Genomic DNA, 17,359 nt, shown 5'->3' on the forward strand with positions numbered 1-17,359 from the left:
CCGAAATGGCACTGGAGCACTTCGACCCGCGGCTGCGGGCCAACGACCTCGTGCAGGAGCTGAAATGGGACCGCGAGCTGCGGGCCCGGTTCGAGACGTCCGAGAAGGAGGTGCTGGACGCCTACCCGCTCACCCCCGAGGAGCGCACGGCGATCCTCGACCGCGACTTCCGGACGCTGTTCGAGCTCGGCCTGCACCCCTACCTCCTCGGCCAGCTCGCCCGGCTCATCTACGGCACCGGCGAGAAGGCCGGCACCTCCGGCGCCGCGACCGCGCTCATCAGGTCGCTGCTCGGGGACCGGTACGAGGCCTACATGGCGGAGCGCGGTGAGTAGCACCCCGCCCGAGCCGCCTCCGCGGACGCCGGTGATCGACGTCCACACGCACGCCATGCCGATGCCGTTCCTGCGGCGGCTGGAGCGCAGGGGGCTGGCCGACCTGTCCCGCCGCGCCGACCGCGTGCTGAACCTCGACCCGGCGCTCTGCGGGCTCGCGCCCGGATCGCCCATCCCGCTCGCCCCCGAGCAGTACGACATGGAGCTGCGGCTGGCGTCCCTCACCGCGATGGGCGTGGACCACCAGGTCGTCGCCGCGCCGCCGTTCGTGTTCGCCTCCGAGTGCGGCGACGACCGGCTCGTCATGGAGGTCACCCGGCTCGCCAACGACGCGCTCGCCGAGTTCGTCGCCGGGTCCGGCGGCCGCCTGTCCGGCCTCGGCCAGATCCCGGTCGGCCACCCCGGCGCGGTCGCCGAGCTGACCCGCTGCCTGGACGAGCTCGGGCTCGCCGGCGCCACCATGGGCACCTTCGGGGGCGGCCGCGAACTCGACGACCCGGTCAACGAGGAGCTGTGGAAGACCCTCGACGCGCGGCGCTGCTTCACGCTGCTGCACCCGAGCCGGGTCTCGTCCCGCGACCGGCTGTCGGACTACCACCTGGTGCAGCTGCTCGGCTACCCGATGGAGACCGCGCTGGCGACCGCCCGGCTCATCTTCGGCGGCGTCCTCGACCGGCACGACCTCGTCCTGTGCCTCGCGCACGGCGGCGGGTGCGCCCCCGCCGTCGGCGGCCGCCTCGACCTCGGCTGGCGGCGCAAACCCGTCGCGCGGGTCACCCGCGGGACGCCGAGCGACTACCTGCGCCGCCTCCTGTACGACACGGCGGTGTTCGACACCACGGCCCTGCGCCGGCTCGTCGAGGACGTGACCGCCGGCCACGTCCTGCTGGGCACCGACACGCCGTTCGACCTCGTCGACGACCAGCCGCTGCGCACCGTGCGGGCGCTCGGCGCCGGCGCCGCGCAGGAGGCCGCCATCCTCGGCGGCAACGCCGCGCGCTTGCTCGGGGTGCGCGCGACCCCCGACGATCGTGCCGCACCGCCCCTCCACACCGCAGCCGAAGGACCGACACCATGAGCACCGACAACCCGGCGACCGACCTGCCCCGGCTCAGCCTCGCCGAGACCGTCGCCAAGCGCATCGAGGCCCGCATCGCCGAGGACGCGCTGCCGAACGGCCACCGCCTCGGCACCCGGGACAGCCTGCGCCGCGAGTTCGACGTCGCCGCCGCGACGCTCAACGAGGCGGTCCGGCTGCTCGCGGCGCGCGGCACGGTCACCGTCCGCCCCGGCGTCAAGGGCGGCATCTTCGTCGCGACCCCGCCGCCGCTGGTGCGGCTCGGCCGCAAGATGCTCGAACTCAGCGGCGACTCCGTGCCGGTCTCCGACTGCCTCGTGATGCGGGACGCGCTGGAGCCGCTGCTCGCCCGCGAGGCCATGCGGCACCGCACCGCCGCCGACATCGCCGACCTGCGCGGGCTCGCCGAGGACATGGCCGTGGCGGCGGAGGCGGAGAGCGGCGTCGGCTACCTCGCCGCGAACTGGGCGCTGCACCGCCGCATCGCCGAGATAACCCCCAACAAGATCCTCCAGCACACCTACGTGTCGCTGCTGGAGTTCGTGGAGAACCGGCTGCGCGGCGTCACCCCCGACGAGCCCGCCGCCCGCTACGTGGACGGCCCCGCCGTCCACCGGGAACTGGTCGAGGCGATCGCGGGCGACGACCCGCAGCGCCTGGACGCGGCCGTCGCCGCGCACGGCGCCCTGACCGCCGCCCGCGGAGGCGGCGCATGACCGCCCTGGTCGTCATCGACATGCAGAACGACTACTGCCATCCGGGCGGCGTCTTCGCGCGGGCCGGGCTCCGCGTCACCGGGCTCGACGGCCTCGTCGAGAACGTCAACACGCTCGCCGCCGCGGCCCGCTCCGCCGGCCGGCCCGTCATCTGGGTGCGGATGGAATGGGCGTCGGACGCCGACGTCGGCCTGCTCGCCGAACGCAGCCCGTTCCTGCGCGAGGAGGGCCTGCGACCCGGCACCTGGGGCGCCGAGCTGGTAGCCGGCCTCGACCGAGCGCCCGGCGACCACGAGATCGTCAAGCCGCGCTTCGACGCCTTCCACCGCACCGGCCTGGAGGACCTCCTCCGTGGCCTCGGCGCGGAGACGCTCGTCGTGGCGGGCGTGCGCACCGACTTCTGCGTCGAATCGACCGTCCGCGCGGCCTTCTTCCGCGACCTGAAAGCGGTCGTGGCCCGCGAGGCCGTCGCCGGCTACGTCGAGGACCTGCACCGCAACAGCCTGCGCCTCATGGGGACGGTCTTCGCCGACGTCGTCTCCGTGGACGAGGCGGCCGGGCTCCTCTCCGCGGAGGCCCCCCGATGCCCCTGATCGAGGTGACCCTCGTCGCCGGGCGGACCCCCGAGCAGCTCCGCACCCTCATCAGCCGGCTGACCGACGCCGCCGAGGAGGCCCTCGGCGCGCCCCGGCCGAGCATCCGCGTCATCCTCCGCGAGGTGCCCGCCGCGCACTGGGCCGCCGGCGACGTGACCATCGAAGAACGCGACCAGGAGTGACCATGGAACTGATCCCCCACGTCATCGACGGGCGGGAGACCGAGTCCCGCGACGGTGCGCGCTTCCCCACCGTCGACCCCTACACGCGCCGCCCCTGGGCCGAGGCCGCCCTCGGCGGCCGGGACGAGGCCGCGCTCGCCGTCACCGCCGCCCGCCGCGCGTTCGACGAGGGCCCCTGGCCGCGCATGGGATACGCGGAGAGGGGCGCGATCCTGCACCGGCTCGCCGACCTGATGGACGCCCACCTCGACGAGCTGGCCCTCGCCGACACCACCGACATGGGCAAGCCCGTCGCCGACACCCGCGGCAAGGACGTCCCCCGGTCGGCGTCCAACATCCGGTTCTTCGCCGACCACGCGCGCCTGTCGGCCGCCGAGGCGTTCCCGATGGACAGCGGCCACCACGCCTACACCCGCTTCGAACCGGCGGGCGTCGTCGCCGCCATCGCGCCGTGGAACTTCCCGCTGATGCTGGAGACCTGGAAGATCGCGCCCGCGCTGGCCTGGGGCAACACGGTGGTGCTGAAGCCGGCCGAGCAGACCCCCGCGTCCGCGTCCCTCCTCGCGCGGCTGGCGCTGGAGGCCGGGATGCCGCCCGGGGTGCTGAACGTCGTCCACGGGCACGGCCCCGGCTCGGCCGGCGAGGCCCTCACCACGGACCCGCGCGTCGACCGCATCACCTTCACCGGCGAGTCCGCCACCGGCCGCGCCATCGCCGCCGCGGCCGCCGCGAACCTCACCCCGGTCAGCTTCGAACTCGGCGGCAAGGGCGCCAACCTCGTGTTCGCCGACGCCGACCTCGACCTCGCCGTCTCCTGGTCGATCAAGGCCATCTTCACCAATGCCGGGCAGGTCTGCCTGGCCGGCAGCCGCCTCTACGTCCAGCGCGACATCTACCAGGAGTTCGTGGACCGCTTCACCGCCGCCGCCGAGGCGCTGATCGCCGGCGACCCCAAGGACCCCGCGACCCAGTTCGGCCCCCTGGCCTCCGAGGAGCACCACGCGAAGGTGACGTCCTACCTGGACACCGTCCCGGCCGACGGCGGCAAGATCGTCACCGGCGGTCCGGGCGAGGGCCTGTTCGTCCACCCGACGATCGTCCTGGACGCGCCCCCCACCGCCCGCGTCTGCCGCGAGGAGATCTTCGGCCCGGTGGCGGTCGTCACCCCCTTCGACACCGAGGCCGACGCCGTCGCCGCCGCCAACGACACCCCTTACGGCCTGAACGCCATGGTCTTCACCGAGAACCTGTCCCGCGCCCACCGCGTCTCCGCCGCCCTGAGGGCCGGCACCGTCTGGACGAACTGCTTCTTCATCCGCGACTTGCGCGCCCCCTTCGGCGGCGTCGGCGACTCGGGCATAGGCCGCGAAGGCGGCACCTACAGCCGCGAGTTCTTCACCGAACCAAAGGCCGTGGTAATGGCCGTCTGACCGTCCTCGCGGGTCGGTACCGGGACCGCTCGACCGCAGAGAGCCGCACGATGAGATGGGTTCAATGCCTCTTGCGGGTGGCGGAGGTCGGTTCGGTCTGACCCGGACGTCAGACGCCGGTGGCCAGTAGTTGCCGCACCTGCTGTGCGCAGCTCTTCAACGGGGCCGGGCTCTGTGCGACCTTCGCCATGGTCATGGCGCCGGAGTAGGCAGCGACGACGAAAAGGGCAAGGGCATGTGGATCGGTGTGCTGGCCGGAGCCCGATCCCTGATCCGAGCGCAGTTTGTCCTCGATGGCCGACCGCCACTTCTGGAAAACTTCCTGGAGGGCGTCGCGGAATTCCGGGTCCACCGTTGAAAGCTCGACCGACAGATTGTTCAAAGGGCATCCCTGAACTTTGTTGTCCGCCTCGATGCCCGCCACGATCTTCTCGAACACCGCGTCTATGCCCTCGGCGGCAGTCGGTGCGGCTACCACCGGCTGGATCCAGACCTCCTCGATCGTCGCTGCGACCCGGTCACGGATGACGGCCAGCCCGAGTGACTTCTTCGTGGGGAAGTGGTGGTGCATGGCCCCGCCGGTCACACCGGCGGCTCGTGCGATCTCATGCGTGCTCGTGGAGTGGTAGCCGCGGACTTGGAATGCCTCTGCCGCCACATTCAGCAAGCTACGGCGAACCGCAGCGGGATCCCTGGAGCGACGGCGTCGCGCCGGCTCGGCGTCGGTCGGCATATGCGGACGTCCGCTTGGGTCGGGAGTCATGGATCCAGCCTAGCATCTGACAGAACCGGCCAGCCGGTCTGTAACTGAGAAACCGGCTCCCCTTCATCTATGGGCCTGACCATGCCACTCAGATCAGCCCTCGGGCTTCGTCGGATTCTGAGGCCAGACCGAGACGCCGGCCGACCAACGGCAGAACTTGCCGTCGCGCACAGTCAGGATCTCGACGCCGTACACCGCCATGTGCTCGTTCGTTTCAGCGTCGACCCAGGTGCCGGTCCATGATGCCGCGTAGTGGGGCGAACTGATGAACTCAAGCTGCTTTGAGAGCTGGTAGTCGCGCATGCTTGCGAACCGGGCGGTCAGTGCTTCTCGGAGCTTGTCCTTGCCCGTGAAAGGCGGCATGGAGCCATACTGGACCTCCACGTCATCGGTGAAGTTGTCGAGAATCCCTTCAACATCACCTATAGAGAAAAGATATTCGTAGTGTCGAAGAGCGGCTTTCACCGCAGCCTCAGAAAGCTCTGTGAGCATTATTCGCCTCTCAGGGGTCATGTCCGCGTACGGCGAGGGTGGCGTCAGCCGTGGAGTTGTGAGCGCGATGTGGGGGCCAGTCTCAGGATCTGCGGTGGCATCAGCAGGTGCCGGATGATCTCCGGGTAGATCTGGGTGCGCCAGGACTCATCGCGGCCGAGTCCAGTCAGATATTCGTGATAACCTTCCAGGTCGCTGAAACCCGAGAACACCACCAGCACGTTCTCGCCTTCGCGTACTGGGAGCCGCGGGAAGTTATTCGGGGAATGCTCGGTGACGAACGCACCGAGCATTCCAGTCCCGGTAGCCCGCGTGATCCGTTCGATGGTCTCTTCTTGAGATCTCAGAGCGTCCGCGCTCGTAGGCGCCGGAAAATGATAGGTCGTTGCGATCACGATTCCGGGCGGCTCTTCGGCTCCTGCCGGCGGACGGTGGCGAGCGTCCTGGAGGGTGAAGCCCGAGTCCGACCTGGCCGGCCGCAGCAGCATCGAATCACTGCTATCGATCATCATTGACCTCGCGGTGCTGCCGTGTTCGGCCCAGGTCGGCCCGTCGACATAGAACGCGGTGAGCGCTCGTTCGCGGGCCGGCATATCTGCGAAACCCCTGAGCCAGACGAACCTGTTCGGGTTTCCCAGATCTCGGAATTGGCCGATGATCCTCATCCCGGCCGCTTCCTGGGGTTCGATGAGCTCAGTATCGAAGAGCTCGACGAAACGATCTCTAGTCCCTGGATAGAGCGTGTACTGACGAAACTCGATGATCGGACTGTGCAGCCCGTCATCAAGTCGCGGACGTTCCGCTGCGGTCCCCTGCTGTGCAGCCATCCAGCCACCTCGCTTGCTTCACGGCCCGGCAGTTCCTGGCTAACAGACCGGGCGTCCGGTTCTTAGGTTACAGACCGGCTGGCCGGTTCTGTCAAGGCGCCGGACCTGACCTTCGCCGAGACGGCCCAGGACTCCCGAAGCTCCGTCGAGGGGCCAGGTAGGGATCGTCGTGGTCAGCCGGTGGGCAGCTCGACGCGAGCGGCCGGGGTGCCAGGCTCGCGTCGGGGGCGCTATCCGGCCTTGGCTCGGGCCGTACCTGTAGATGGGCGCCGGCTACGGCGAACGCTCTGAGGGAGGGGTGAACCGCCGCAACGGACGCCGGTCCCGCGACTGGGACACCTGCGCCGGCACCGTGGAGCCGGCCATCCCAAGCTTCGGTCCGGGTCCTACTTCCCCGAGTGGCTGCTGGAGCGGCGCCGCCGCCCCGAGCAGGCCCTGGTCAGCGTCGTGGCCACCTCGTATCTCCTGGGGTCTCGACACGGCGGGTGGACAAGCTGGTGGAGCAGATGGGCGGCCAAGTCTCGGAGATGCCGAAGGTGCTGGACGCCCAGGTGGCCGCGTCCCGCAACCGGCCGCTGCGGCCACGTCCAAGTGCGGGCCGGGCGGGGTTCCCATGTTCTGCGCCCCCGGCAGGATTCGAACCTGCGACACCCGCTTTAGGAGAGCGGTGCTCTATCCCCTGAGCTACGGAGGCTTGTCGTCGCTCGCGCTAGAGCGTAGCGGACGGCACGTACAGGGTAGGGGAAGGGGAGCGGTGAGCGCTTCTTCTTATGGGGTGGCCGGGGACTCTAGGCCGGGTGGGGCCGCTGTGGGTACGCTTCGGTGCCGTGACGGGACGGCATCGCGGGCAGCCCAAAGGCACTGCCGCCGAGGAGGAGAGGGACGAGCGCGCGTCCCGCGGCCGGCGGATCGCGATGATCGCCGCCGCCTTCGCGGTTCCCGTTCTGGTGGCGTCCATGGTCGCGGTCGGGATGCGGGACGAGCCCGGCCGGGAGCGGCCGGAGACGGCGGGGACGCCCGTGCAGAACCTCGCGTCGGTCACGCCGGAGAGCGAGCCGACGTACGGGGAGTACGTGCCGCCCGAGCAGGAGCCGGAGCCGGCGACGAAGGCGCCGAGGCGGGCGCCCGCGCCGGTGACGAAACCGCGGAAGTCCGCTACTCCGGAACCGACGCCCACCCCGTCCAGGGTGCGGCGGCCGTGCCCGGCGGGATGGGACGACGTGTGGTGGATGCGCCGGTGGTGCGAGAGGCGTGGTCACCGTGACCGTTGAACCGGTTACGGACAGGTCATCGTAGAACCTGTAGTAGCGTTCTGCCGCTGTTTCGCATCTGGGCATCAGGAGGAAGACCCGTGCCGAACCCCCGGTCGGCGGCGCTGACCGCGGCATTCCTGGTGATGGCGACGCTGTCATCGAACGCCGCGCACGCGGCCGCGGGCGGCCGGGCGGACACGCTGGAGTCGCTGCGCCGCGAGGCGACCAAGGCCCGTGAGCAGCTGGAGAAGGCCACCGACCAGATGAAGGGCCGGCAGAAGGAGCTGGCCGCGTCGCAGGTGAAGCTGCGCGGGACGCTGAAGGACCTCGCCGTGGCCGAGGCGGAGCTGAACAAGATCCGGGGGCCGCTGGCCAGGCTGGCGAACTCGTCCTACCAGCAGAGCGGCGCCGCCGGGTCGATGGCGATCTTCGGTGGCGGCGACCCGGGCGAGGCGCTGCGGTCGACGGCGGACGTGACGCTGCTCGCCCGGTCGCAGCAGGCCCTGGTGGACCGTGCCGACGACCTGCAGGACCGGCGGCAGCGGCTCGCGTCCACCGCGCAGGACCTGCAGTCGCGCAACGCCGTCGAGCAGACCCGCCTCCAGCAGGAGGTGGACGGGCTGAAGGCCAAGTCGGCGCAGCTGACGAAGCAGCTGAACGCGATGCTCGACAAGCTGGAGGTGTCGCGGCAGAAGCGGCTGGAGCTCGGGTGCGACAAGAGCCTCGCGGCGGACGCGAAGAAGTTCCCCAACGGGCTGATCCCGGCGAAGTACCTGTGCCCGCTGCCGCAGAAGGGCGGGCACCGGCTGCGGGCGGACGCGGCGCTCGCGTTCTACAAGCTGAACGCGGCGTACAAGCGCCGGTTCGGGCGCGACATGTGCGTGACGGACGCGTACCGGAGCCTGTCGGAGCAGCACGCCGTCTACGCGCGGCGGCCCGGTTTCGCGGCCGTCCCCGGGACGAGCAACCACGGCAAGGGCCAGGCGCTCGACCTGTGCGGCGGTGTGCAGAACTCCGGTTCGGTCCAGTTCAACTGGATGGAGGCCCACGCCGGGAAGTACGGCTGGATCCACCCGGCGTGGGCCTACAGCAACCCGTTCGAGCCCTGGCACTGGGAGTACGGCACCGAGAACGCCTGACCCCCGTGCCCGGGGTCGCTAGGAGGGGATCTCGGTGGCGGGGACGAGTTCCGCGGTGCAGTACCGGCAGCGGCGGGCCTTCACGGGGATCTCGCTGAGGCACTGCGGGCATTCGCGCTCGGTGGCCTCCTTGCCGCGGTCCATCCGCTCGATCAGCTTCGCGGTCGGCAGCACGACCAGGAAGTAGACGATCACCGCGGTGATCAGGAACGCGAACGCCGAGGTGAGGAAGATCCCGTAGGGGAACTCCGTGCCGTTGACGGTGACGGTCAGGCGGGTGTAGTCCGGCTCGCCGCCGACGAGCGCGATCAGCGGGGTGATGAACGAGTTCGCGAAGTCCTTCACGAGGCTCGCGAACGCGGCTCCGACGACGAACGCGACCGCGAGGTCGACCAGGTTCCCGCGGAAGAGGAACTTCTTGAATCCGCTCATGAACGTGCTCCAGGGGATGTGCGGGGCGCGCCCCCCGAGACTGGCGGACGCAGGAACGGTTACGGATGGTAATGAACCGTCCTCTGTTCGCCAAGTCGCCGCTCAGGGCGGGTACGCCCAGCGGCCGGTGATCGTCACGGACAGGGGCGGGGCGGCGGCTGCGAGGGCCAGGGCTTGGGCCCTGTCCGTCGCGAGGACGATCAGGGCTCCTTCCTGCCCGCTGTCGCCTTCTGCCCGCGGGACCGCCACGACTGGCACTCCCGAAACCACGACCCGGGCTTCGGGTTGTGCGGTCGGCGGTGGAACGGTCACGGGCCTGATGGTCCGGGTGCTCGAGTACGGCTCGTTCGCCGGGGGCCGCCGGGCGGGTTCGGCCGCGGGCGGGAAGTCCGGGCTGGGGGGCGAGGTGCGGGACAGGACGTCGATGCGGTCGCCGGGGCGGAGCAGGCGCGCGGCGGCCGCATCGGCTACGCGGACCGGGGTCGCGACCGTGCCGGGGCCGTAGCCCTTCAGCAGGGCGGCGCTCACCACGCGGGCGTCGGTCAGCGGTTCGTTCTTGCGCATCGGCGCTGCCAGCACGCGGCCCACGGGGGACGAGCGGAGAGCACCCGAGGGGACGGCCGAGGGCGGGAGGTCTATGTGGTGCAGGTCGGACGCGGTGAGGGTCTTGCCGGCCGGGAGGTCGCGGGCGGCGGCCGGGACCCGGACGGACGGCGGCGGCCCGGGCCGCAGGGCCAGCAGGGCCAGCCCGGCGGCGGCCGCGGCGAACAGGGACGCCAGCGGCCGCCGCAGGCGGGTCAACCGGCTCGTCACGGGAGTTCCAGCGGGAGCTTCATGCCGTCGAGGACGTTGGGGCAGGGGCAGGTGCGCTCGGCGGGGAGGCTCTTGACCACGTCGGCGACGAGGCCGCGGAGGCGGTCGATGTTCTCGCCGAAGACGCGGAACACCTCCTCCATGGTGACGCCCTCGCCCTCCTCGATGCCCGCGTCGAGGTCGGTGACGAGGCAGAGGGACGTGTAGCAGAGCGCCAGTTCGCGGGCGAGGACGGCCTCCGGGTACGCGGTCATGCCGATGAGCGTCCAGCCCTGGGCCGCGAACCACTGGGATTCGGCGCGGGTGGAGAAGCGGGGGCCCTCGATCACGACGAGGGTGCCGCGGTCGACCGGGTCCCAGGAGGCGTCGCGGGCGGAGGCGATGGCGGTGCGGCGGCCGGTGGGGCAGTACGGGTCGGAGAACGACACGTGGATCGCGGCGCCCTCGTCGTAGTAGGTCTGCTCGCGCCCGGACGTCCGGTCGGCGAGCTGGTCGGGGACGGCGAGGGTGCCGGGGCCGTAGGCGGGGGTGAGCGAGCCGACCGCGGACGGCGCGAGGACCTGCCGGACGCCGAGGGAGCGCAGCGCCCACATGTTGGCCCGGTAGGGGATCCGGTGCGGGGGGAAGCGGTGGTCGCGGCCGTGCCGGGGGACGAAGGCGACGCGGCGGCCGGCCAGCTCGCCGACCGCGATGGGGTCGCTCGGCGGGCCGAAGGGGGTGTCGACCTCGACCTCTTCGACGTCGTCGAGGAACGAGTAGAAGCCCGACCCGCCGATGACCCCGATGTCGGCGGTGGGCTGGGCAGCGGAAGTTGGCATGGCGTCGACATTAGCCACCCCGCGTCCGGGGGCGGCAGGCCGTCCGGAATTGTGGACAACCCGGAGAAGGGGCCCGGCCGAAGCCGGGCCCCTTCCCTTCCCCGTCCCGGCCGGAGCCGGGCGTCCGGTCAGCCGACCGGGTCCAGGACCCTGGGCTCGGCCGCCGGCTCCTCCTTGGCGAGGCGCCCCGGCGTCCAGATCCGCCGCCCGATGTCATGCGACAGGGCCGGGAGCAGCAGGGACCGGACGACGAGGGTGTCCAGCAGGACGCCGAACGCGACCACGAAGCCCATCTCCACCATGCCGACCAGCGGCAGCGTGACCATGGACGCGAACGTCGCCGCCAGCACCAGGCCGGCCGAGGTGATCACACCGCCGGTCACGGTGAGCCCGCGCCGGATGCCGCGGCGGGTGCCGAGGGCCTGCGACTCCTCCCGGACGCGGTGCATGAGGAAGATGTTGTAGTCGACCCCCAGCGCGACCAGGAAGATGAACGCCAGCAGCGGGAATCCCGCGTCGGTCCCCTCGAACCCGAAGCCGTGCTCGAAGATCAGCGCGCAGGCCCCGAGCGAGGCGAGGAACGACAGCACGACGGTGCCGATCATCAGCAGCGGCGCGACGACGGCGCGCAGCAGCGCGATCAGGATCAGGAACACCACGGCCAGCACGATCGGGATGATCACCTTGTTGTCGCGGGCGGAGGCGCGCTTGATGTCCAGCGACGTCGCGGTCATCCCGCCGACCTTCGCGTCCGCGGACGGAATCTCGTGCACCGCGGTGCGCAGCCGGTCGATGGTGGTGCGCGCGGCCTCGCTGTCGGCCGGGTCCTTCAGCACCGCCTCGTACTTGACCAGGCCGTTCACGGTCGCGGGCGCGCCGAGTTCGGCGATGCCGGACGTCCCGCGCACGGTCTGGGCGATCTGGTCGGACGCCGATGCCCGCCCGATGATGACGGCGGGGGAGCCCGACCCGGCCGGGAAGTGGCGGGCGACGACCGCGGAGCCCTTCACCGAGTCGGGGGTGCCGGTGAACTGGCCGGCGTCCGACAGGCCGTCCGCCTTGAGCGACCCCAGCCCCAGTGTGAGGACGATCAAGCCCAGCATGGTGACGGCCCAGAGCGCGCGCGGGCGCTTGCCCACCAGACCGGCCACGCGACTCCATACGCTGTGCTCGGCCTCATACGCCTCCGGCTTGAGGTACTTCTCGTCGAACCGGGGGACGAGCGGCCAGAACAGCCAGCGGCCGAAGATGACCAGGAGGGCCGGAAGCAGCGTCGTCATGGCGGCGAGCGCGGTGAGGACGCCGGCGGCGGCGACCGGACCCAGGCCCGAGGTCGAGTTCATGTCGGCGATCAGCAGGCACAGCAGCCCGACCGCGACGGTGGCGGCGGACGCGATGATCGCGGGCGCCGCGCGGCGCAGCGCGAAGGCCATGGCCTCGTGCCGGTCCTCGTGGCGGTGGAGTTCCTCGCGGTAGCGGGCGACGAGCAGCAGGGCGTAGTCGGTCGCCACGCCGAACACGAGAACGGTCAGGATTCCAGCGCTCTGCCCGTTGACGGTGAGGTCCGCGTACTTGGCGAGCAGGTACACCGTCGACTGGGCCAGTCCCAGGGCGAAGACGGCGCTGAGCACCGGGACGAACCACAGGATCGGGCTGCGGTAGATGAACAGCAGAAGGACGATCACGACGAGGCCCGCGGCCATGAGCAGGAAGCCGTCGAGGCTCTGGAACACCTCGAACATGTCGGCGCCGCTGCCGGCCGGGCCGGTGACGTGCGCGGTCAGCCCGGGAGGCCCGCGCTTGGCGATGTCGCGCGCGTCGTCGACGGCCTTGGTGATGTCCTCGTCCGTGAGCGGTACGAGCGTCTGCAGCGCCTTGCCGTCCTTGGCGGCGAACGGCCCCTGCACCTGCTGCGCCCCGGGGAGCTGCTGCAGCGCCGTGACGTCCGAGGCGGCCTTGGCGCGGTCGGCCGCGGTGATCCCGGTGGACCGCTCGTAGACGATGACGGCGGGCATCGTCTCGTCCTTGCGGAACTGCTCCTCCAGCTCCACGACCTGCGTGGACTCGGCGCCGGCGGGCAGCCAGGCCGCCGCGTCGTTCTCCTCGACGTCGCCGAGCTTGCCGGCGAGCGGGCCGAGGGCCACCAGCAGGACGACCCAGACGGCGAGGACGGCCCACTTGCTGCGGCGTCCGGCGATCAGTCCGGCGAGCCGATGGGCGGGTGGTCTCGGCGGGGGAGGGCTCGGTGTGCTCATGGTCCTCTCCTGAAGGCTAGGTCAATCGAGATATGTCGTGTCTGCCGCATATTCTCTCGGTTGCCGAGAGGATGTCAAGTACTATCGCGAGATTGCGGCGGTGCGGATGCGAGCGTTCCGGACGGGAGAGGCCGGCGGGCGCCTCCCATCCCCTCAATCGTCGCCAGGAGGCACCCGTTCGCGCGTCCAGCGAGAGAAGGGAACGCGCCTACTTCTCTCGGGGCAGGAGAGGACCGCTGACTACCCCTTGAGATGTAGACCGCGTCCAGGCACGCCGAAAGCCGGAGGATCCGCGGTGGGATCCCCCGGTCGGCCGTGCGGGAGTCCTAGGAGGTCAGGCGACCTTTTCGGACGAGGAGGACGTGCTGGACGACTTGCTCGACGAGGAGGAGTCACTGGAGGACGAGGAGGAACTGCCCGAGTCGGACGAGCCGTTCGCCGAGCCGTTGGACGAGCCGTTCGACGAGGCCCCCACGGTCGAGGACGACGTGCCCGAGCCGCGGCTGTCGGTGCGGTAGAAGCCCGACCCCTTGAAGATGATCCCCGCCGCGGAGAACACCTTGCGGAGCCTGCCGCCGCACGCCGGGCATTCGGTCAGCGAGTCGTCGCTGAACTTCTGCACGACCTCCAGAGGCTCGCCGCACTCGGTGCAAACGTACTGATACGTCGGCACGGTTCCTCCTAGCTGACTCAGCCCGGCGGAGGTCCGCGGACTGGCACTCACTCTGAACGACTGCTAATGGTACCCGCGTCTGGAACGCGGTTCGTCCCCGGCCTGTTCCCGAGTCGGTCAGGGAACCGTCCGCGAAGGTCAGGCGCCGGTCTCGCCGAACCAGCCCGCGAGCCTGCCCTTGCGGCTGACCGCGCGCAGCCGGCGTTCGGTCGCCTCCCGCACCGCGTCGGTGGTGACGACCAGGAGCGTGTCGCCCGCCGCGAGGGGCGTGGAGGGCTCCGGGACGAAGCTCGACCCGTTCCGCACGACGAGGGTGACGGCCGCGCCCGGCGGCAGCCGCAGCTCGAAGATCTCCACGCCGCTCATCAGCGAGTCGGGCGGGATCCGGACCTCCAGCAGGTCGGCGTGCAGTTCCTCCAGCGGCGCCGCCTCCACGTCCAGCTCCCGGGCCTGCTCGTCGTTCTTCAGCCGGCACCAGCGCGCGACCAGCGGCAGCGTGGGGCCCTGGATCAGGGTGAACAGGACGACGATGTTGAAGACGATCGCGAACAGCCGGTCGGCGCTGGGGACGTCCGCGACCATCGGGATGGTCGCGAGGACGATCGGGACCGCGCCGCGCAGCCCGGCCCAGGACGTGAAGATCTTCTCGCCCCAGGTCAGCTTGAACCCGACCGTGGACAGCGCCACCGACACCGGGCGGGCGACGAGCAGCAGCACGAACCCGACGATGAGCGCGGGAAGGACCTGGTCGGGGAGGTCGCCGGGGTCGGCCAGCAGCCCGAGCATGACGAACAGCCCGATCTGCGCGAGCCAGCCGACGCCCTCCGCGAAGCCGCGCGTGGCGGGCCGGTGGGGCAGCCGCGCGTTCCCGAGCACGACGGCGCTGACGTAGACGGCGAGGAACCCGCTGGCGTGCAGCAGCGAGGCCGCTCCGTAGGAGCCGACGGCCAGCGACAGCACCGCGATGGGGTAGAGGCCCGACGCGGGCAGCGCGATGCGGCGCAGCGCCTGCGCGCCGAGCCAGCCGATCGCGATGCCGATGACGGCGCCGGCCGCCAGCTCGTACACCATCTCGCCGAGCAGCTCGACCAGGTTGGGCGCGCCGGCGTGGGCGCTGAGCGTGACCACGATGATGACGACGGGGGCGTCGTTCATGCCGGACTCGCCCTCCAGCAGGCCCATGAGCCGGGAGGGCAGCGGCAGCCGCCGGAGCACCGAGAACACGGCCGCCGCGTCGGTGGGCGCGAGCACGGCGCCGAGCAGGAACGCGGGCCGCCAGTCCATGCCGACGAGCCACATGGCGGCGACCGCCAGCACGGCGATGCTGATCAGGGTGCCGAAGAAGGACACGCTGATCGCGACGGGCACCGCCGGCCGCATGCGCCGCCAGGCGGTGGTGATGCCGCCCTCGTAGAGGATCAGGACGAGGGCGGCGAGGCCGAGGGTCTCGGCCAGTTCGGCGTTGTCGAAGTGGATGTGGAGGGGGCCGGACTCGCCGATGAAAAGGCCGAGGCCCATGTACGCCAGCAGGGTCGGGAGTCCCGCCTTGTGGGACAGCCTGACCGCGATGATGGCGCAGAGTACGAGCGTGGCCCCGAGGAGTAGCCAGATGTCGAGATGCACATCCCACCCTTCGGGGTCGTCAAAGTTGAACGTTTAGGAATCCTACAGATTCAACGGTCGATCGCCCACTTTGTGTTGATGGACGGCATGTCGGAAACCGGCACTATCGCCGAATGACCTGCGGTTTTACCCCGTTGACTATGTTACGCACCTCCCGTCCCTGTACAGCGGCGGTGACGTTGTCGCGCACCGCGGCGATGAGGTTCCGCCGCGACTGGACGGACGACCCGGCGGCGTGCGGCGACAGCAGGACGTCCTCGCGGGAGCGCAGCGGATGGTCCGGCGGCAGCGGCTCCCGGTCGAACACGTCGAGGGCCGCGCCCGCCAGCCGCCCCGACTCCAGGGCGGCGAGCACGGCGTCGTCGGGCGCGATGCCGCCGCGCGCCACGTTGACCAGCAGCGCCCTCTCCGGCAGCAGCGCGAGGCGGGCCGGGTCGATCATGCCCCTGGTCTCGTCCGTCAGCGGCAGGGCGAGGACGAGGATGTCGGACGCCGCCACCAGCGCGTCCAGCTCCCGGTACGTCGCCGCCGCCTCGGGGCGCCGCCGCCTCGTCCAGTACGAGACCGCGCAGCCCAGCGCCGCGAACAGCCGCGCCGCCTCGGCGCCGATCGACCCGAACCCGACGATGCCGACCCGCTGCGTGTGGATCTCCCGCGGGTCGCGCGCGGCCATCTCCGCCTGCGGCCACCCGCCCGCGCGGACCGCCCGGTCGCCCCAGGCGAGGTTCCGGCACAGCGCGAGCGCCGCCCCGAGCACCCATTCGGCGACGCAGCGCGCGTTGAAGCCGGCCGCGTTCGCCACCGGGACGTCCGCGGCGGTCAGCGCGGCGAGGTCGAGGCGGTCGACGCCGACCGCGGGCACCTGGACGAACGACAGCCGCCGCGCGGCCGCCACGGCCTCGGCGTCCAGCACGAGCCCGTGCGAGAAGTCGGCGATCACGATGTCGGCGGACGGGAGGGCGGCGAGGAGGCCGGCGCGGTCCCGGGTCGCCGGGAACACCACCTCGGCGGCGCCGCCGAGCGGCTCGAACATGGCGCGGACGGTCTCCCGCCCGATCGGGGCCAGGGACAGGATCCGCCACGGCGCCGTCATCTCGACCTCCCCAAGAACCCCTGCGCACCGCGTGCCGGCCGCCGAGGCGCGCCCGCTACGCGATCTTGTGCCTCCCAGCCTATGAGCCCGCCGTCCGGGCACGGCGGCTCAACCCCGGCGGGCTCAGCCCGGCGAGTTCGACCCAGCGGACTGGCTCAGCCCGGCGGGCTCGGTCCGGTCGGTTCGGCCGGGTCGGTTCAGTCGGCTCGGTTCAGTCGACTCGGCCCGGTCGGCTCGGTCGGGTCGGTCGGCTCAGCTCAGCCGGATCAGGCCCTCGGACGGCGTGACGGCGGCGCGGACGCGCTGGTCGTGCGGCTCGGCCGGCAGCGCGTCCACCAGTTCGCCGTCGTACAGCAGCGCGACCGTGAGGATCGCCGGGCCGACGCGCGCGAGCGCCCGGTCGTAGGAACCGGCGCCGCGGCCGAGGCGCACGCCCGTCCGGTCGACCGCGACCGCCGGGACGAGGACGACGTCCGCGCCGGCGATGGCGCCCGGCCCGCGCGGCGGCTCGGACGGCTCCAGGCACCCGCGCGCCCCGGGGACGAGCGAGTCGGGGCCCTCGTAGGACGCCCAGTCGAGGTCGCCGTCCGGGAGCAGGAGCGGGAGCAGCACGTACGCGCCGCGCTTCCACAGCGCGAACAGCAGGCTCCCGGTGTCCGGCTCGTCGCCGATCGAGGCGTACGCCGCGATCGTCCCCGCCATCTCCACCTCGGGGACGGTCAGCAGCGCGTCCCGGATGGGCCGCGCCGCCGCCGACCGGGCCTCCGCCGGCATCGCCGCACGCCGGGCCAGCATTTCCGCGCGGAGATCGGTCTTCGAAACGATGTCGTGCACGCTGTCG

19 protein-coding genes, 1 tRNA gene and 1 pseudogene are annotated in these 17,359 nt (G+C 71.5%); 9 read left to right on the plus strand and 12 right to left on the minus strand.

All coding sequences use genetic code 11. From position 1 onward, the window contains the following. The first annotated feature begins 5 nt into the window (after positions 1 to 5). Genes ACIWVC_RS05695 through ACIWVC_RS05720 form a run of 6 tightly spaced genes read left to right on the plus strand, consistent with a single transcriptional unit; the run spans position 6 to position 4,337 of the window. Entirely contained in the window at positions 6 to 335 is a 330-nt protein-coding gene (locus ACIWVC_RS05695) for an extradiol ring-cleavage dioxygenase (protein ID WP_396449143.1), read from the plus strand. Next, positions 328 to 1,413 (plus strand): amidohydrolase family protein, encoded by a 1,086-nt coding sequence (locus ACIWVC_RS05700; RefSeq protein WP_396449144.1) that lies wholly within the window; start codon positions 328 to 330, stop codon positions 1,411 to 1,413. The genes ACIWVC_RS05695 and ACIWVC_RS05700 overlap by 8 nt, the downstream gene beginning before the upstream one ends. After that, on the plus strand, positions 1,410 to 2,129 hold the full coding sequence (locus tag ACIWVC_RS05705; RefSeq protein ID WP_396449145.1) for a FadR/GntR family transcriptional regulator: 720 nt from the start codon (positions 1,410 to 1,412) through the stop codon (positions 2,127 to 2,129). Before ACIWVC_RS05700 ends, ACIWVC_RS05705 begins: the two co-directional genes overlap by 4 nt. Then, positions 2,126 to 2,722: a cysteine hydrolase family protein gene (locus tag ACIWVC_RS05710; protein ID WP_396449146.1), complete on the plus strand. Its 597-nt coding sequence runs from the start codon at positions 2,126 to 2,128 to the stop codon at positions 2,720 to 2,722. Before ACIWVC_RS05705 ends, ACIWVC_RS05710 begins: the two co-directional genes overlap by 4 nt. Next, on the plus strand, positions 2,713 to 2,907 hold the full coding sequence (locus tag ACIWVC_RS05715) for a 4-oxalocrotonate tautomerase family protein (RefSeq protein WP_396449147.1): 195 nt from the start codon (positions 2,713 to 2,715) through the stop codon (positions 2,905 to 2,907). Before ACIWVC_RS05710 ends, ACIWVC_RS05715 begins: the two co-directional genes overlap by 10 nt. A gap of 2 nt (positions 2,908 to 2,909) precedes the next feature. After that, on the plus strand, positions 2,910 to 4,337 hold the full coding sequence (locus ACIWVC_RS05720) for an aldehyde dehydrogenase (RefSeq protein WP_396449148.1): 1,428 nt from the start codon (positions 2,910 to 2,912) through the stop codon (positions 4,335 to 4,337). A 109-nt stretch (positions 4,338 to 4,446) separates the two neighbouring features. Here the strand turns inward: ACIWVC_RS05720 and ACIWVC_RS05725 are convergent, their stop codons facing one another. The 3 genes from ACIWVC_RS05725 to ACIWVC_RS05735 form a co-directional block, all read right to left on the minus strand. Further along, on the minus strand, positions 4,447 to 5,100 hold the full coding sequence (locus ACIWVC_RS05725; protein WP_396449149.1) for a TetR/AcrR family transcriptional regulator: 654 nt from the start codon (positions 5,098 to 5,100) through the stop codon (positions 4,447 to 4,449). A gap of 93 nt (positions 5,101 to 5,193) precedes the next feature. Next, positions 5,194 to 5,613 carry a nuclear transport factor 2 family protein gene (locus tag ACIWVC_RS05730; RefSeq protein ID WP_396453885.1) on the minus strand — a complete coding sequence of 140 codons (420 nt, stop codon included), beginning with the start codon at positions 5,611 to 5,613 and terminating at the stop codon, positions 5,194 to 5,196. Between the two features lie 23 nt (positions 5,614 to 5,636). Further along, positions 5,637 to 6,419 carry an NIPSNAP family protein gene (locus tag ACIWVC_RS05735; RefSeq protein ID WP_396449151.1) on the minus strand — a complete coding sequence of 261 codons (783 nt, stop codon included), beginning with the start codon at positions 6,417 to 6,419 and terminating at the stop codon, positions 5,637 to 5,639. A gap of 265 nt (positions 6,420 to 6,684) precedes the next feature. Here ACIWVC_RS05735 and ACIWVC_RS05740 point away from each other — a divergent pair. Continuing rightward, positions 6,685 to 7,009 (plus strand): annotated as a pseudogene (locus ACIWVC_RS05740) (transposase); the annotation flags it as partial. A 31-nt stretch (positions 7,010 to 7,040) separates the two neighbouring features. Here the strand turns inward: ACIWVC_RS05740 and ACIWVC_RS05745 are convergent. Then, positions 7,041 to 7,113 (minus strand) — tRNA-Arg (locus ACIWVC_RS05745). Between the two features lie 133 nt (positions 7,114 to 7,246). Here ACIWVC_RS05745 and ACIWVC_RS05750 point away from each other — a divergent pair. After that, positions 7,247 to 7,690 (plus strand): hypothetical protein, encoded by a 444-nt coding sequence (locus tag ACIWVC_RS05750; protein ID WP_396451842.1) that lies wholly within the window; start codon positions 7,247 to 7,249, stop codon positions 7,688 to 7,690. Between the two features lie 80 nt (positions 7,691 to 7,770). Further along, positions 7,771 to 8,811 carry a D-alanyl-D-alanine carboxypeptidase family protein gene (locus ACIWVC_RS05755; RefSeq protein WP_396451843.1) on the plus strand — a complete coding sequence of 347 codons (1,041 nt, stop codon included), beginning with the start codon at positions 7,771 to 7,773 and terminating at the stop codon, positions 8,809 to 8,811. Positions 8,812 to 8,829: 18 nt separating this feature from the next. On the opposite strand, the gene mscL is transcribed toward ACIWVC_RS05755, so the two are convergent. From mscL to ACIWVC_RS05795, 8 genes are all read right to left on the minus strand, one after another. Then, positions 8,830 to 9,243, minus strand: a complete 414-nt coding sequence (mscL, locus tag ACIWVC_RS05760; protein ID WP_396451844.1) for a large conductance mechanosensitive channel protein MscL — start codon at positions 9,241 to 9,243, stop codon at positions 8,830 to 8,832. 102 nt (positions 9,244 to 9,345) lie between these two features. After that, positions 9,346 to 10,056, minus strand: a complete 711-nt coding sequence (locus tag ACIWVC_RS05765) for an SAF domain-containing protein (RefSeq protein ID WP_396451846.1) — start codon at positions 10,054 to 10,056, stop codon at positions 9,346 to 9,348. Then, positions 10,053 to 10,874, minus strand: a complete 822-nt coding sequence (locus tag ACIWVC_RS05770; RefSeq protein ID WP_396451848.1) for an S-methyl-5'-thioadenosine phosphorylase — start codon at positions 10,872 to 10,874, stop codon at positions 10,053 to 10,055. The genes ACIWVC_RS05765 and ACIWVC_RS05770 overlap by 4 nt, the downstream gene beginning before the upstream one ends. 128 nt (positions 10,875 to 11,002) lie before the next feature. Continuing rightward, a complete protein-coding gene (locus ACIWVC_RS05775; protein ID WP_396453887.1) occupies positions 11,003 to 13,129 on the minus strand; it encodes an MMPL family transporter in 2,127 nt (708 codons plus the stop codon). 334 nt (positions 13,130 to 13,463) lie between these two features. After that, positions 13,464 to 13,802 carry an FmdB family zinc ribbon protein gene (locus tag ACIWVC_RS05780; protein WP_396453888.1) on the minus strand — a complete coding sequence of 113 codons (339 nt, stop codon included), beginning with the start codon at positions 13,800 to 13,802 and terminating at the stop codon, positions 13,464 to 13,466. A gap of 138 nt (positions 13,803 to 13,940) precedes the next feature. After that, positions 13,941 to 15,425, minus strand: coding sequence for a potassium/proton antiporter (locus ACIWVC_RS05785; RefSeq protein ID WP_396453889.1), 1,485 nt, complete (start codon positions 15,423 to 15,425; stop codon positions 13,941 to 13,943). 103 nt (positions 15,426 to 15,528) lie between these two features. Further along, positions 15,529 to 16,518 carry an NAD(P)-dependent oxidoreductase gene (locus tag ACIWVC_RS05790; RefSeq protein WP_396453890.1) on the minus strand — a complete coding sequence of 330 codons (990 nt, stop codon included), beginning with the start codon at positions 16,516 to 16,518 and terminating at the stop codon, positions 15,529 to 15,531. Between the two features lie 252 nt (positions 16,519 to 16,770). Beyond that, the gene (locus tag ACIWVC_RS05795) at positions 16,771 to 17,352 is read right to left on the minus strand and encodes a 5-formyltetrahydrofolate cyclo-ligase (RefSeq protein WP_396453891.1); all 582 of its coding nucleotides are present in this window, start codon (positions 17,350 to 17,352) and stop codon (positions 16,771 to 16,773) included. Between the last annotated feature and the right edge of the window lie 7 nt (positions 17,353 to 17,359).

Source organism: Actinomadura sp., assembly GCF_044508335.1.
GTDB lineage: Bacteria > Actinomycetota > Actinomycetes > Streptosporangiales > Streptosporangiaceae > Spirillospora.